Below are 15324 nucleotides of genomic sequence, written 5' to 3'. Positions count from 1 at the left end.
AGGCACCAGCCCGGGCTCGCCTCGCCGAGCTGCTAGTCGCGCCGCAGGACGAGCTCGCTGAGCGGCAGGCGCTCGCGAGGGGCGGTCTCGCGCTCGGCGAGGGCCTCGATCAGCTTGTCGGCCTCGTCGACGACGCCGACGGCCGTGACCGTCACGGGCTTGAGGTTGTCGGTCAGGCCGAACGCGACGACGATCTCGTCCCATTCGACGCCGGCCATCTGGTGCGTGTGGAAGCCCTCGGCGTGTGCCTGCACCGTGAGGTGGGCGACGGCCTGGCCGAGGTCGTACTCGGCCCACTGGCGCACCTCGCCCTCGACGGTCGAGGTCTCGGCGACGGCGACGACGAGCGCCGACGCGTTGCCCGCCCAGGCGGCGTTGAAGCCCATGAGCGCCTTCACGATCGTGTCGAACGTGGCCGTGCCGCGACGGCCGACGACGAAGCGACGCGGCTGCGTGTTCGCGGCCGACGGTGCCCAGCGGGCGGCCTCGAGCAGGGCGTCCAGCTGACGGTCCGAGATCTCGGCGGTGGGGTCGAACGAGCGGGGGCTCCAGCGCTCGTCGAGCAGCGGCACGAGCGGCACGCTCGTCTCGGCGGTGCGGAGGGTGGACGGGGCGGCGGTGGTCTCGGAGATCGACATGACGACGCTTTCTTCTCGGAACGGGACGGGGGAGGCGAGGCGCGTCATCGGGCCCCGACCACGGTAACCCTCGGTGTGGGCCGGTGATTCCCGACCTCAGGAGGCGCGGGTCGCCTCCGCGAGGATCGCCGCCACCCGGCCGGGCACGGTCTCGTCCTGCAGGCTCGTCGTGTCACCCAGGGGTCGGCCGTCGACGATGTCGGCCAGCAGCCGCCGCATGATCTTGCCCGAGCGCGTCTTGGGCAGGTCCGGCACGACGAACACGGTCGCGGGCTTGGCGATCGGCCCGATCTGGTCGGCCACGTGGGCGCGCAGCACGGGGGACAGCGACCCCGCGAGCGGAGCCCACACCGACGGCTCGGCGACGTCGCCGGCGTCCCGCACCGCGCCTCCTTCCGGCCGTGTCGACGGCACCACGAACGCCGCGATCGCCTGGCCGGTGCGGTCGTCGGCCACGCCGACGACGGCGGCCTCGGCGACGGCCGGGTGCGACACGAGCGACGACTCGATCTCGATGGTCGACAGGCGGTGCCCCGACACGTTGATCACGTCGTCGACCCGGCCGAGCACCCAGATGTCGCCGTCCGCGTCGTACTTCGCGCCGTCGCCCGAGAAGAACCAGCCCTGCCGCCAGTAGGTCGCCCAGTAGCTGTCGCGGTACCGCTCGGGGTCGCCCCAGACCGTGCGGGCGAGGGCCGGTCCGGTCTGCTGCACCACGAGGTAGCCGCCGCTGCCGTTCGGCACGCGCTCGCCGGCGTCGTCGACCACGGCGGTCGAGAGCCCGGGCAGCGCCCGCAGCGACGAGCCGGGCTTGAGGGTGTCGGCACCGGGCAGCGGGGCCATGACGGCGGCCCCCGTCTCGGACTGCCACCACGTGTCGACGATCGGGCACCGGCCCCGGCCGAACTGCTCGTGGAACCAGACCCACGCCTCGGGGTTGATGGCCTCGCCGACCGTGCCGAGCAGGCGCAGCGACGACAGGTCGTAGGTGTCGGGCAGTCCCTCGGGGAACCACGACGACAGGGTCCGCACCAGCGTCGGCGCCGTGTAGTAGGCGGTGACGCCGTAGCGCTCGATGATCTCGAGGTGGCGGGCGGGGTGCGGGGTGTCGGGCGTGCCCTCGTAGATCACCTGCGTCAGGCCGTTCGACAGCGGGCCGTAGATCTCGTAGGTGTGCGCCGTCACCCAGGCGAGGTCGGCCGTGCACCAGTGCACGTCGTCGGGCTTCGCGTCGAAGACGGCCCAGTGGGTCCAGTTCGCCTGCGTCAGGTAGCCGCCGCTCGTGTGCACGAGTCCCTTGGGCTTGCCGGTGGTGCCGCTCGTGTACATGATGAACAGCGGCGTCTCGGCGCCGAAGTACTCGGGTTCGTCGGTGTCGGGTTGCGCGTCGACGACGTCGTGCCACCAGAGGTCGCGGCCGTCCGTCCACGGCACGTCGGGCGTCTGCTCGCCGGTGCGCCGCACGACGAGGACGTGCTCGATCTCGTTGTCGCCGCTGACGGCGTGGTCGGCGTTCGCCTTGACCGGCACCGCGGACCCTCGTCGGAACTGCCCGTCGGTCGTGACCAGCAGCTTGGCCCGTGTGTCCTCGACGCGGAACTTCAACGCCTCGCCCGAGAAGCCGCCGAAGACGAGCGAGTGGATCGCGCCGAGTCGGGCGATGGCGAGCGTCACGACGATCGTCTCGGCGATGACCGGCAGGTAGACGACCACCCGGTCGCCCTTCTCGACGCCGAGCGATCGCAGGCCGTTGGCGGCCTTCACGACCTCGCGCTGCAGTTGTGCGTAGGTGATGTCACGACGGTCGCCGGGCTCGCCCTCGACGTGCAGGGCGACCTTGTCGCCGAGGCCGGCGTCGACGTGCCGGTCGACGCAGTTGACGGCGACGTTGAGCGTTCCGTCGGCGAACCAGGTCGCCTCGGGCACGGTGAGCGTGCCGTCCGGCCCCTCGGTCACGGGCTTCCAGGTGTGCGCGACCGTCCACGGCTTGTGCCAGTCGAGCCGCTGCGACGCCTCGGCCCAGAACGCGACGGGGTCGGCGGCCGCGCGGGCGTGCTCGGCCGAGGTGACGTTGGCCCCCTCGACGAGCGCAGGAGGCGCGGCGAAGGTCCGTCGCTCGTCGAGCAGGTTCGAGATGGTGTCGCTGGTGGCCATGCGTCCCACGCTACGGGCGGCACGCCGGTGGCGGGCGTCGCGGGGCAACGCTGCGTAACGCGCGGGGACCGTGGCGGCGACGGGCGAGACCGTCGGCTCTTGTCGTTCAGGATGCGACGTGAGATATTGGTATGTCACGTGATTCCGACCCGAGAGAGAAGCATGTCCGACTCGACCCCCCACCGTCCTCCGTCCGCTCCCTCGTCGTCGCGTCGGGGTGGTGCTTCCTCGACGGGCGGCGGGTCGGCAGCTTTCCGTCGCGACGTCCAGGGGTTGCGCGCCGTCGCCGTCGTCGCGGTCGTGCTCGAGCACGTCTCGGGCTGGCCGCACGGCGGCTTCGTGGGCGTCGACGTCTTCTTCGTGATCTCGGGCTTCCTGATCACCGGGTTGTTGCTCCGTGAGCACGCTCGGACGGGCCGCATCTCGCTGGCCGACTTCTACCGTCGCCGGGTCCGACGCCTCCTGCCGGCGGCGCTCGTCGTCGTCGCCGCGACCCTGCTCGCCGCGACGGTCCTCCTGCCCGACCGCCGCGTGGTCGGGCTCGGGATCGACGCCCTCTACTCCCTCGCCTTCGTGGCCAACTGGCACTTCGCCGCCGTGGGCACCGACTACTTCACCGCCGACGGACCCGTCTCGGCCTTCCAGCACCTCTGGTCGCTCTCGGTCGAAGAGCAGTTCTACGCGTTCTGGCCGCTCCTCGTGATCGTCGTCCTCGGCTTCGGCCTGCGGCGTCCGGGGCGCCCCGCGGCCGTCTCCCGCGAGGCGGGCACGGGGTCGGGGTCGGGCCGACGGCTCGTGCTCGCGGCCGTGATCACCGCCCTCTGCGCGGCGTCGTTCGTCTGGGCCGTGGTCGACACGGCGGGCGACCCGACGGGCGCCTACTTCTCGACGCTGACCCGGGTCTGGGAACTCGGGCTCGGTGCCCTGGCGGCGCTGGCCGTTCCGCTGACCCGGCGGTTGCCGCGGGCGATCGGCACGACGCTCGGCTGGCTCGGTCTCGTCGGCATCCTGGCGAGCGTCGTGGTCGTCGACGGGCAGACCGCGTTCCCGGGCCCGTGGGCAGCGCTTCCCGTGGTCGCGACCCTGGCGGTCGTCGTGGGCGGCGGCGTGCCCGGGGCCGTCGCACCGGCGCCCCTGGCGAACCGGGTCACCGACTACCTGGGTGCGATCAGCTACTCGCTCTACCTCTGGCACTTCCCGATCGTCGTCATGATCCGCGCGGTCGTGCCCGAGGGCGAGCTGCTGGCCTACCCCCTGTCGCTCGGCTTCGCCGTGGTGGGTCACCACCTCGTCGAGAAGCCCTTCATCTCGTCGCCCCTGCTAGCCCCGCGACGGGGCGAGGGCCGTCGTCGGCTGTGGCGTCGCTGGGCCGACGACCAGGCGCCGTCCGCCGGTCGGGCCGCCCTCGGGGGCCTCGGCATGCTGGCCGTCGTGATGGTGGTGGCCGCGGTGGTCTCGGTCCGGCCCGTGGCGGCGCCGCCCGTGCTCCCGCCCGTCGCAGGGGGCACCGGCCTCGGGGCCTCCGTCGAGGCCGGGGCGTCCGACGGCGGTGCCGACGGCGACGGCGTCGACGGCTCCGGTCCGGTCGGTCCGGCCGAGGGGGCGATGGCCGAGTCGGTCCGGGCCGCGCTGGCGGCGACCTCGTGGCCGACGCTGACCCCCGACCCGGGCGACACCATGCCGTTCGGGGCGAACAACGACTGCGGTCGCGTCGATCTGCCCCTGCCGCGCGCCGAGTGCACCTTCGGCACCGGCGACAAGACGGTCGTCCTCGTGGGCGACTCGACGGCCGCCGCCGAGCTGGATGCCGTGGTCGAGATCGTCGAACCGGACGACAGCGGGTGGCGCCTGGTCGCGCTGCCCCTGTTCGGCTGCCCGTTCGTCGATCTCGCCGTCGCCCAGAATTCCGACCCCGAGAGCTGCACCACCCACCAGGCCGACGCCGTCCGGACGATCGTCGAGACGGCACCCGACCTGCTCGTCGTCACGAACTCCTTCGTCCCGTTCGAACACGCCGACACCGGCGCACCCGTGACGCCGCGCGAGTACGCCGAGGCACTGCAGCGCCAGCTCGAGTCGGTGGGCGGCGCGGCGACGCGCACCGTGTTCGTCACGCCCCCGCCGGCACACCGGTCGCTCGACGACTGCTACCGCCCGGGCGGCTCGCCCGTCGACTGCATCTCGTCCGTGTCGGCGGATCACGCCGCCAACCTCGCCGAGACGCAGAAGACGATGAGCGCCCTGGGCGGTTCCCTCGTCGACACGTCGCGGTTCCTCTGCGTCGACGGGCTCTGCCCCGCCTTCGTCGACGACGTGCCCGTCAAGCGGGACTTCACCCACTACACGGGGGCGTTCGACGCCAAGCTCGCCCCCGTGCTGCGCGAACTCGTCTTCGAAGCCGAAGCCGAAGCCGAGGCCGAGGGCGGCCCGGCCGCCTGACGTCCGGCCGTCAGACGCCCGGCCACCTGACGCCCGGACGAGCACGGGCCCCGGGGCGCCGGGCCGCCTAGCCGCCTCGTCCGCGAGTCCCTCGAACGGGAGGCGGGATCGTGACCCCGTCGTGACCGGTCGCCGCCTATCGTTGCCAGGTGACCCACAGCCCTCGACGCCGTCCCGCTCGTCGATCGACCCGTGCCGTGGGTGGGGCAGCGCTCGCCGCGGTCCTCGTGTTCGCACCGGTCACGGCCGTCGCCGCGGACGCCCCGGCGACCGCCGCCTCGTCACCGGCTCCGACGGCCTCCTCGTCACCGGCCCCCACGGCCGGCGTGCCCGAGCTCTCCGCGCCCGCCTCGAGCGCGACGCCTGCCGCAGCCCCCGCAGCCCCCGCCGCCCCCGCCGCGGCTGCCGTCGATGCGATGAACTACGTCGTCAACGCGGTGCCGGGCGCCGTCACGACCGAGGCGGCCTCGGCCGCGGTGGTCGCCGCGGGCGGCACCGTCCTCGCCCGGTGGGACGAGATCGGGGTGGTGACCGCTCGGTCGACCGCCGCCGGTTTCGTCGACCGGGTCCGCGCCTCCTCGTCCGTCGAGTCGGCCGGCCCGACCCGGACGGCCGCCGTCCGTGCGACGCCCGACGCCGACGCGGGTGGCGACGCCGAGTCCTCTGCCGTCCCGTCGACGGGAGTGCAGGCGACCGGTCTGGCCGAGCGGGTCGCCGACGTCGCCGATCCCGGCGAGGAGCGGCGGTGGAACGACCAGGCCGTCCACGCCGCCGAGGCGCGTGCGGTGCAGCCCGGGACCCCCGCCGTGCTGGTCGGCGTGCTCGACAGCGGCATCGACGCGACGCACCCCGACCTCGTCTCGCAGGTCGACCCGGCCGCCTCCGTGGGTTGCAGCGTGGACGGCGTCGCCGACCCCGACCCCGCCGCCTGGGCGCCGTCGTCCGACGCCGCGACGAGCACCCGCGAGCACGGCACGCACGTGGCGGGCATCATCGCCGCGGCCGACGACGGCCGGGGTGTCGTCGGGGTCGCGCCGGGCGTGCGGCTGGCCAGCGTCAAGGTCGTCGACGCGGACGGCTTCATCTACCCCGAGTACGCGATCTGCGGCTACATGTGGGCGGCGCAGCAGCAGATGGACGTGACGAACGCGAGCTTCTTCGTCGACCCGTGGGCCGCCTGGTGCTCGGCCGACCCCGACCAGGCCCCGGCCCTCGACGCGGTCGCGCGGGCGGTCGCCTGGTCCCAGCACGAGGGCGTCCTCGACGTGGCGGCCGCCGGCAACGCCACGGTCGGTGCCGTCGCCGTCGACCTCGCCCACAAGACCGCCGACTCGCTCAGCCCGAACGACTCGACCCCGCAGCCGGGGCGCGACGTCTCGCAGGGGTGCTCGCAGCTGCCCGCCGAGGTCGACGGCGTCGTCACCGTCTCGTCGGCCCAGCAGGGCGGCAGCTCGATCGAGAAGTCCCGGTTCTCGAACTACGGTGCGGGCGTCGTGGACCTGACGGCCCCCGGGGCCGCCGTGCTCAGCACGGTCCCCGGTGGCGGGTTCGCCGCCCTCAGCGGGACCTCGATGGCGGCTCCGCACGTCGCCGGGGTCGCGGCCCTGCTGGCGAGCGTGCACCCGGGCGCGACCCCGGCCGAACTGCGGGACCTGCTCGCCCGGCAGGCCGGCGGCGAGACTCCCTCCGAGTACTTCGGGGCCGGCATGGTCGACGCTTTCGCGGCCGTGACCGAAGACCGGGGACGCGGGGCGGTCGCCGTCGCCCCCGACGGCGTGCTGCAGGCGGGCGCGGCGGCCACCCTGCGGGGCGCCGGCTTCGTGCCCGGTGAGACGGTCCGGGCCGAGGGCGACGCGTTCGACGACTCGACGTCGACCGTCGCCGATCAGCGTGGCCGGGTCCAGCTGCCCGTCCGGCTCTCGCCCGGCACCCCGACGGGTCCCCTGTCGTTCTCCGTGGTCGGGTCGTCGGGCTCGGGCGCGGTCGTCGACGTCGAGGTGCAGGAGGCGCTGGCCGGCCCGGTCGTCACCTCACCGGCCGACGGCGACCGTCTGCCCTCGGGGCAGGCCGTGGTCGTCGAGGGCACTTCGATCGACTCCGCCCGCGTCGCCGTCACCGTCGAGCCCGCCGGGAGCCCGCCCGCCGGGGACCTGCCCGCCGGGGACCTGCCCGCGACGGCCCGGGCCTTGGCGGCCGCTCCCGCCGCTGCCGAGTCCTCGACGGTCCGTGCCGAGCAGGACGGCACGTTCCGCGCGACGTTCGCCGGCCTCGCCGCCGGTGCCTGGCAGGTCTCGGCCGTCACCTGGACCGTGGACGACGTCGTCTCGGCGACCGGTACCGCCGTCCTCTTCGCCGTCGACCCGGTCCCGGCTCCCGTGCCGGGTGACGAGGCCGGCGTCCCGGCCGAGCCCGGGGCCGCACCGGCCGGTCCGGGGTCGGCGTCGCCCACGCCGGGCTCCTCGCCGGGCGAGGCCGTCGTCCCGACGGGTGCCCCGGGGCGCCCGCTCGCCGCCGACCCGGCCCGCGCCTCCTCGGCCGCTCTCGCGTGGACCGGTTCGGAGCCGGGTCCCGTGGCCCTCGCCGCCCTGTTGATCGTCGCGTTCGGCGTGGTCGGCGTCGGCGTCGGGCGGCGTCGTCGCGTCGACGAGACCCGCTAGCGGCGGCCCGCCCGCTCGTCAGTCCAGCACGGGTCGTCGCACGAGGGAGGCCGGTCGACGGCTCGTCAGGGCACTGCCGGCGGCGACGACGAGGGGAAGCCCGACGGCCACGACGGCGAGCACCCACCACGGTGGGGCGAACGGCAGGTCCGAGGCCCAGACCATGGCCCCCGTCGGCACCAGCCCCAGGATCGTGCCCAGCACGGCACCCGTGCCCACGACCACCACGCCCTGCCAGAACGACATGGCGCGTCGCTGGGCGTCCGTGCCTCCGACGGCCTGCATGGTCACCTGGTCGCTCAGGCCCTCGGCGCGGGCCAGCCCCAAGGCGACCGCGGCCGCCGCGGCGCAGACGAGGGTCGTCGCGAGGAGTGCCAGGACGAGGGCCAGGTCGAGGCCCCGATCGACGGGACTCGTCTCGACCGTCGCCCGGCCGTCGGTGGCGGTGGTGACCGCGGCCCGGAGGCCGGCGGCCTCGTCCTCGGTCGGTTGCCGGTCGGTGACCATCACGACGGCACGCTGGGTCAGCTCGAAGCCCAGCCGCTCGGCGGTGCCGGGGCTCATCAGGACGGCCCCGGTGCTGAGCGTCGTCGGACGCTGGACGACGGCCGGGAGCGACACGGACGTCGAGGGGGTGGCCGAGGCGTCGAAGCCGTCCACGACATCGGCCGGGGTGGCGAGACCGATGGTGGCCTCGCCGTCGACGACGAGCGACGGGTCGAAGGCGATGACGCCGCCCGACTCGAACGCGGCGCGGGCGGCCGTGGACGGAGCGGCCCCCAGGGTCACGGCGAGGCCGTCCTCGTCGGTCACGATGATGTTGTCCTGTGACGTGAACGACCCGAGCGGGTAGTCGCAGGCAGGGTCGGCATCGGTGATCCGCTGCGCCTCACGGGACGACAGGCCCTCGAGGCGCCCCGTCGACGAGTCGCAACGGTCGGGGACGGTCAGCACGGCCCACGGCGTGACCGCGTCGACGGCGACCGGGGCGCCGTTCGAGTCGTAACCGCTGGGGACCGGGGTCTGCCACACGGCACGGTCGCTCACCGGGAGGCCGCGCGCGACGGCGGCGACGGCCGCGGAGTCGAGCGAGGCCGCCTCGGGGGAGCCGCCCGGCACGCGGAGGTCGGACGCCTGGTCGTACGAGATCGCCACGGTGCCCGCCGGGTAGGGGCGGTAGAAGGAGTCCTCGGACTGTCGTGCGGCCGCGGTCGACATCGAGACGCCGAACACCGCGACGAACACCGCCGTGGTGACGGCCGCCACGGCGGGAGCCGTGCGGGCGGCGCCGTGGGAGGCGTCGCGCAGGGCGAGCCGCAACGGCATGGGTGCGAGCGTGGACGCGCGCCCGAGCCGACGGACGAGCGCCGGCACGAGCAGCAGGACGCCGACGAGGGCGGCCACGGCGGAGACCGCGAGGCCGACGAACGCCGCCCACCACCAGCGCGAGCCGACCGGGACCGAGGTGGCGTACGAGACCCATCCCGCCCCGAAGCAGGCGAGGACGCCGCCGACGACGAGGACGCCGGCGAGCACGGCGGACCGTCGGCCGCGGCCCCGGTCCGACGCGGCGTCCACCGCGCCGGAGGCCGTCCCGCCGCGCAGCGAGTCCATCACGTCGACCCGGGCGGCACGGCGCGCGGGCACCACGGCCGCGATCCACGACACGGCGACGGCGAAGAGTCCGATGCCCGCGACCACGACCCCGGGGACGTGGACGCCCCAGAAGGCGAACGGGCCCACGTCGACGCCGGCTCGACGGGCGAGGGCGACGACGCCGATGCCGAGGTCGACGCCCACGGCGAGACCGGTGACCGCGGCGACGACGCCGACCCACACCCCCTGCCGCGTCACGATCCGGGTCAGCGTGCGCTGGTCGGCCCCGACCGCGGCGAGCACGGCCAGGGTGCGGCGTTGCCGACGGGCCCCGACCCCGAAGGCCGCCCCCGCGAGCAGGGCGACCTCGGCGCCGGCGAAGACGGCGAAGACCACGCCGAGGGCGGCGTAGGTGCCCGTGCTGCCGTAACCCGCCTCGCTCTCGAGCCCGGGGGTGCCCTCGGGCGGAGGGTCGGCGACCACCGCCGCCGACCAGACGACGAATCCCGCGCGCCCCAACTCGCGCACCTCGTCCCAGTCGACGGCGTCGCCCACGAGGTACTGCTCGGACGACGTCGACGACGCCGAGGTCGTCGACGACGGGTCGGGCAGGCCCGCCGCCAGGTCGTCGCGGGCGAACACCTGCCGGTCGTCCGTGCCGCCGCCGACCTCGGACATGATGCCGACGACCGTGACCTCGAGGTCGCGCGGGCCGTCGGCGCCGGGGACGCGGTGCACGGTCGTGGTCGATCCCGTCTCGAGCCCGTCGTCGCGGGCGAGGGCGGGCGTGACGAGCACCTCGTCGCCCCGCTCGGCGGCCCGCCCCCGCTCGAGCACGTAACGGCCCTCGAAGGCCGGGTCGGTCACCGGTCCGATCACGACGCCGGCAGGGGACGTGCCGACCCGGGTCCAGAGGGTGCGCAGGGTGAGCGTCCGCTCGACCCCGGGCACGACGTCGGCCGGCGGGCGGTAGGTCACCTCGTCGCCCGACCACTGGTTCAGCCCCCGGACGGACTGCCGGGTCTCGTAGCCGGTCCAGTGCACCCGGGCGGCCGTCTGGCCCAGCGTCGAGGTGATCTCCTGCCGGGTCGTGGGCATCGCGCTCGCGACGAGCACCGCCGCCCCCGAGGCGCCGGCCACGGGCAGCGCGATCAGCAGCACGACCATCACGTACTCGCGCAGGCGCCTGAGCACCTGTCGACGCGCGACGAGGCCGCCGGCCGTCACCGCGCCTCCGGGGTCAGCAGCGACTCGGGCCCCCGCGGCGCGGACTCGTCGACGAGGCGGCCGTCGCGGAGGAACACGATCCGGTCGGCCCAGGCGGCGTGGCGGGCGTCGTGCGTGACGAGCAGGCCCGCGGCACCCGCGTCGACCCGTTCGCGCAACAGGCCCATGACCTCGTCGCCCGTGCTGCTGTCGAGCGCGCCGGTCGGCTCGTCGGCGAGCACCAGGCGACGGCTGCCGACGAGGGCGCGGGCGATCGCGACGCGCTGCTGCTCGCCGCCCGAGAGCTCGGCGGGGAAGGCCCGTCCTCGAGCGGCCAGGCCCAGGGTGGCCAGCGCGTCGTCGGCGGCACGCCGGGCGGCACGGGTGCCGATGCCGTCGAGTTCGAGCGGCAGGGCGACGTTCTCGGCCGCGGTCAACGTCGAGACGAGGTTGAACTGCTGGAACACGAAGCCGACCGACCGTCGTCGCACCCGCGCGACCTCGGCCGCGCTCAGGTCGGCGAGCCAGGTGCCGTCGACCTGCACGTGCCCTGCGGTCGGCGTCGTCAGGCCGCCCGCGATCGCCAGCAAGGTCGACTTGCCCGAGCCGGACGCGCCCATGACGGCGACCAGCTCGCCCTCGAGGACGGTCAGGCTCACGCCGTCGAGGGCGGTGCGGGCGAGGTCGCCGGTTCCGTGTTCGTGCCCCACCGCGAGCAGGGTCAGCACCTCGGCGCGCTCGGTCACGACCGACCTCGTGCGGCCCGCGCCGGCCCCGGCGTCCGGGCAGGGGACCCGGGCCCGCTCGTCGTCGGGGCCACGGCCTCGACCGCCCACTGCCGTTCGGCGAGCGACGCCCGGCGCAGGCTCGACTCGACGTGGTCGAGCCAGCGCACCTCGGCCTCGGCCGCGAAGATCATCGAGTCGACGACGAGGCGCCAGGCGAACTCGCCGGGCGCCTCCGGGTCGCCCCCGGCGTGCTTGGTCCGGGTGAGTCGCTGCAGCTTCGCCAAGGAGGCGCGGCGCTGCGTCTGCACGAGCGTCGCCACGTCCACCCCCGGCAGGGTCGCGGCGAGGGCGAACTTGAGCGGCAGCTCGTCACGGGTGGCGTCGGGGGTGTCGACGGCCGTCCCGAGCCAGTGGGCGACCTCGGCCCGTCCGGCGGCCGTGATGCGCCAGAGTCGTTGGTGTTCTCCGGCGGCCTGCCCGGTGCCCGCCACCGAGGCCTCGGCGGCGGGCGACCCGTCGGACCCGGGCGATCCGTCGGACCCGGGCGATCCGTCGGACCCCGGCGACCCGTCGGCCTCGGGCGACGTGTCGCGGGGCGAGGGCTCGTCACGCTCGACGAGGCCGTCGCGGTCGAGCCGGTCGAGGGTGGAGTACACCTGGCCGACGTTGAGCGGCCAGGTGGACCCGGTGCGTCGGTCGAACTCGCTGCGCAACTGGTAGCCGTACCCCGGGCCCTGGTCGAGGATCGCCAGCAGGCCCAGTCGCACGGTCACGGGGCCGCCTCGCCGTCCGGTCGTGCCGTCACGTGGCCTCCTGTGGTCGAGTCGCGGCGTCGCCTCGTGGCGCCCGTGCATACCGAGTATGCCCCGCATCGTCGACTCCGACAAACGGCACCCGCGACGTCCGTCGACGGCGCCCTCGACGGCGCCCGCGTCGACGTCCGCGCCGGCGGCACCCGACGGCCGTCCCGCACCGGCCGGGGCAGGAGGCGCGGGTCGGCCCCGGGCACCGACCGACCTAGGATGGTCCGCGACCCGCCGCCGCCCTCCTGGAGGACCTCTCGTGACCAAGGCCCCGACCGTCTACGACGTGGCCGCCCACGCCGACGTGTCGATCGCGACGGTGTCGAGGGTGCTGCGCCGTCCCGACGACGTGCGCCCCGAGACCCGGAGCCGGGTGCTCGAGTCGGTGCGTGCCCTCGGCTACGTGCCGAGCGGCGCGGCCCGCGGCCTCGCCGGCCGACGCACGGGCGTGCTCGGCCTCTTCCTGCCGGGCCACGACGGCATCGACGGCCCCGAACCCGACTGGGCCCGGGTGTCGGACGCCTCGCGCATCCCGCTGATCGACGATCGCGAGCGGGCGGACCCGCCGACCGTCGTCGACCCGGGCCGCGGTGCGGCGACCCTCACCGCGCCTCCTCGGGGCGACCACGCGTCGAACCCGGCGAACCTGTACTTCGACGAGGTGCTGCGCGGCGCCGAGGTCGAGGCCTGGCGACGGGGCTTCGCCCTCATGGTCGCCGCCGGGCGGGGGTCGAGCCGCGAGGTGATGGTCAACGACATCGCGGGTCGGGTCGACGGGCTCGCGGTGCTGGCCCAGACGGTGCCGGGCGACCTGCTGGCGCACGTGGCACGACGCATCCCGGTCGTCGTGCTCGCCGACTCGCGACCGGGCGACGACCTCGACCACGTCGGCGTCGACAACGTCGCCGGCATGCACGCCCTGACCGACTTCGTGCTGGGGTCGCGGGGGGTTCGCGACGTCGCCTACGTCGCCGGACCGTCCGACTCGCCCGACGAACTCGACCGTCACGCCGGTTTCGACCGGGCCGTCGAGGCGCACCGTGCGTCCGGCGCGCGCGTCACGGTCCGGGTCGAGCCGGGCGAGTTCTCCCGTGCCGGCGGTCGTCGTGCGGCGGCGGCCCTGCTCGAGGCCGGCGACCTGCCCGGAGCCGTCCTCTGCGCGAACGACCAGTCGGCCCTCGGCGTCCTCGACGTCTTCGGCGAGCAGGGCGTCGACGTGCCCGGTCGCGTGCTCGTGACGGGGTTCGACGGCATCGACGCCGGCCGGTTCTCCCGGCCCCGGCTCACCACGGTGCGTCAGCCGATGGGCGAGCTCGGCCGCATCGCCGTCCGGACGGTCGTCCGGCGACTGACCGACCCGGGAGCACCCGCGCAGCGGGTCACCCTGCCGGTCGAGGTGCTGCTCCGCGAGAGCTGCCCCGCGCCCTGAGCGTGGCCCGCCCGCGAGCCCGCCGGCGCCTCCGCCCGCGAGCCCGCCTGCGCCCCCGCCAGCGAGTCGGCCGGCGCCTCCGCCCGGTCCTACCCCAGTCCGCGCTGCCCGGTGTCGGCACCCGTGACGCTGCCGTCGTCCGGCCCGAAGACGAAGTAGTGCACGCGGTCGGCGTCGACGCCGTGACCGATCAGGGCCGCCCGGGCGATCGCCATGAACGGCACCGGCCCGCACAGGAACACCCGGTGCGACGCGGTGAGGTCGACCCGGGCCAGGTCGATCGGGTCGAGGTAGACCCCGGGCCCGTCGATGGACGCCTCGGCCAGCGCGCTGAGCGCCGACAGCGACCCCTGCGTGTAGCTGACCCGCAGCGTCGCGTTCGGCATCGACGCGACCAGCGCCTCGAGCTCGACGCGGTGGGCGTGCCGCTCGGGGGTGCGCTCGAAGTGCAGGACCGTCACGACGCGGTCGGGCTCGGTGCGGGCCAGGTGGTCGAGCATGCCGAGCACGGGCGTGCAGCCGATGCCCGCCGAGACGAACAGCAGCGGGGCGTCGTCGAGGTCGTCGATCGTCAGCGACCCGATCGGGGGCGAGACGCTCACCACGTCGCCCACCCGCAGCTCGCGCATCAGGTGCGACGAGACCTCGCCGTCGGGGGCGGGCGGTTCGCCGACCAGCAGCCGTGCGCTGATGCGCCACTGCTCGTCGTGCCCGCCGCGCAGGCTGTACTGCCGGATCTGCCGGGCTCCGTCGGGCAGCCGCACCTGCACCGACGCGAACTGGCCGGCACGGTACCGCGGCAGCGTCTCGCTGTCGGCCGAGACGAGGGTGAGTGCGACGACGTCCTCGGCCTCGACGCGGTGTTCGGTGACGAGGGCCTCGCGCCACTCCTCGCCCGGCTCGAGGTCGGCCTGCCGGTAGATCGCCTCGACCGTCGTCACCATCTCGTCGCGGGCCTGCCGGTAGACGGCCGACCACGCGTCGGCGACCTCGGCCGTGAGCCGGGGGCCGAGGGCGGCCGCGAACGCGTCGCCGAGGTGCCGCTCGAACAGGTCGTACTCGTCGCGGGTGACGCCGAGCGCCGCGTGCCGCTGGGCCAACCGCGAGACGATCTCGCCGGGCGTCGCCGGTGCGAGGGTCGGCGCCCCGGCCTGGCCGACGGCGTCGGCGTCGCCGTCGACGCCGGACGGTCCGCCCCCGAGGAGGCGCGATGCCGGTCGCCACCGGCGGCACGCGTCGACCCCGGGGCCGCGTCGAGGACGGCCTGGGCGAGCGCCACGATCGTGCGGGCGAGCTCGCGCTGCTGCCGCCCCTGGGCGAGGTCGCCCCGGTTGAACTGGTCCCGCAACAGATCGGGTCGCGTCGCGAACAGGCGGCGGTAGAAGTCGTCGGCGATGTCGTGCGCCCGCTCGGCGACCACGGGCAGCGAGGCGCGGAGCGCTCGCAGCTGCGTCGTGCTGGCCATGCGGGTCCCTCCGGTCGGCCGGGGTGCCGTGACCGGCACCCGACGCCGATTCTGGCGTGCGGGCCCTGGCATCCCCTGACGGTTGGCTCGGCGTCGAACGACCTCGCGCCTCCTCGGGGCCTCTCGACGGGCCCGACCACTTGCTTCCCTGTGATGTATGCGCTTACAGTGGGCCCAGCTCACCTCGACGACGAATGAGAGAACGTGGC

10 protein-coding genes are annotated in these 15324 nt (G+C 75.1%); 4 read left to right on the top strand and 6 right to left on the bottom strand.

What is annotated here, in order from left to right; translation table 11 throughout:
• Positions 1–32: 32 nt before the first annotated feature.
• Positions 33–638: a nitroreductase family protein gene (locus tag OVA02_RS00355; protein WP_056049877.1), complete on the bottom strand. Its 606-nt coding sequence runs from the start codon at positions 636–638 to the stop codon at positions 33–35.
• Positions 639–734: 96 nt separating this feature from the next.
• Entirely contained in the window at positions 735–2792 is a 2058-nt protein-coding gene (gene acs / locus OVA02_RS00350; RefSeq protein ID WP_056049728.1) for an acetate--CoA ligase, read from the bottom strand.
• A 162-nt stretch (positions 2793–2954) separates the two neighbouring features.
• Here acs and OVA02_RS00345 point away from each other — a divergent pair, with 162 nt between their 5' ends.
• Positions 2955–5231 carry an acyltransferase family protein gene (locus tag OVA02_RS00345; RefSeq protein ID WP_162234624.1) on the top strand — a complete coding sequence of 759 codons (2277 nt, stop codon included), beginning with the start codon at positions 2955–2957 and terminating at the stop codon, positions 5229–5231.
• Between the two features lie 149 nt (positions 5232–5380).
• Entirely contained in the window at positions 5381–7888 is a 2508-nt protein-coding gene (locus OVA02_RS00340; RefSeq protein WP_235452893.1) for a S8 family serine peptidase, read from the top strand.
• Positions 7889–7906: 18 nt separating this feature from the next.
• Here OVA02_RS00340 and OVA02_RS00335 read toward each other — a convergent pair whose 3' ends face one another.
• Genes OVA02_RS00335 through OVA02_RS00325 form a run of 3 tightly spaced genes read right to left on the bottom strand, consistent with a single transcriptional unit; the run spans position 7907 to position 12191 of the window.
• Positions 7907–10711: an FtsX-like permease family protein gene (locus OVA02_RS00335; RefSeq protein ID WP_056049718.1), complete on the bottom strand. Its 2805-nt coding sequence runs from the start codon at positions 10709–10711 to the stop codon at positions 7907–7909.
• Positions 10708–11436 carry an ABC transporter ATP-binding protein gene (locus tag OVA02_RS00330; RefSeq protein WP_056049874.1) on the bottom strand — a complete coding sequence of 243 codons (729 nt, stop codon included), beginning with the start codon at positions 11434–11436 and terminating at the stop codon, positions 10708–10710. The genes OVA02_RS00335 and OVA02_RS00330 overlap by 4 nt, the downstream gene beginning before the upstream one ends.
• Positions 11433–12191, bottom strand: a complete 759-nt coding sequence (locus OVA02_RS00325; protein WP_056049715.1) for a PadR family transcriptional regulator — start codon at positions 12189–12191, stop codon at positions 11433–11435. The genes OVA02_RS00330 and OVA02_RS00325 overlap by 4 nt, the downstream gene beginning before the upstream one ends.
• Positions 12192–12480: 289 nt before the next feature.
• On the opposite strand from OVA02_RS00325, the gene OVA02_RS00320 reads away from it, so the two are divergent.
• Positions 12481–13650 carry a LacI family DNA-binding transcriptional regulator gene (locus tag OVA02_RS00320; protein ID WP_056049712.1) on the top strand — a complete coding sequence of 390 codons (1170 nt, stop codon included), beginning with the start codon at positions 12481–12483 and terminating at the stop codon, positions 13648–13650.
• Positions 13651–13739: 89 nt separating this feature from the next.
• On the opposite strand, the gene OVA02_RS00315 is transcribed toward OVA02_RS00320, so the two are convergent.
• A complete protein-coding gene (locus tag OVA02_RS00315; RefSeq protein ID WP_324289778.1) occupies positions 13740–14762 on the bottom strand; it encodes a globin domain-containing protein in 1023 nt (340 codons plus the stop codon).
• Between the two features lie 98 nt (positions 14763–14860).
• On the opposite strand from OVA02_RS00315, the gene OVA02_RS00310 reads away from it, so the two are divergent.
• Positions 14861–15313, top strand: coding sequence for a hypothetical protein (locus tag OVA02_RS00310; protein ID WP_267658990.1), 453 nt, complete (start codon positions 14861–14863; stop codon positions 15311–15313).
• Positions 15314–15324: the final 11 nt, after the last annotated feature.

It is taken from the genome of Frigoribacterium sp. SL97 (assembly GCF_026625765.1).
Lineage (GTDB): Bacteria > Actinomycetota > Actinomycetes > Actinomycetales > Microbacteriaceae > Frigoribacterium.
The sequence above is the reverse complement of the archived record's forward strand: the minus strand, read 5'-3'. Positions and strand labels throughout refer to the sequence as shown.

Coding starts and splice junctions, on each gene's coding strand:
- OVA02_RS00310 (WP_267658990.1), top strand. CDS start 14,861: ATGCCGGTCGCCACCGGCGGCACGCGTCGACCCCGGGGCCGCGTCGAG.
- OVA02_RS00355 (WP_056049877.1), bottom strand. CDS start 638: ATGTCGATCTCCGAGACCACCGCCGCCCCGTCCACCCTCCGCACCGCC.
- acs (WP_056049728.1), bottom strand. CDS start 2,792: ATGGCCACCAGCGACACCATCTCGAACCTGCTCGACGAGCGACGGACC.
- OVA02_RS00345 (WP_162234624.1), top strand. CDS start 2,955: ATGTCCGACTCGACCCCCCACCGTCCTCCGTCCGCTCCCTCGTCGTCG.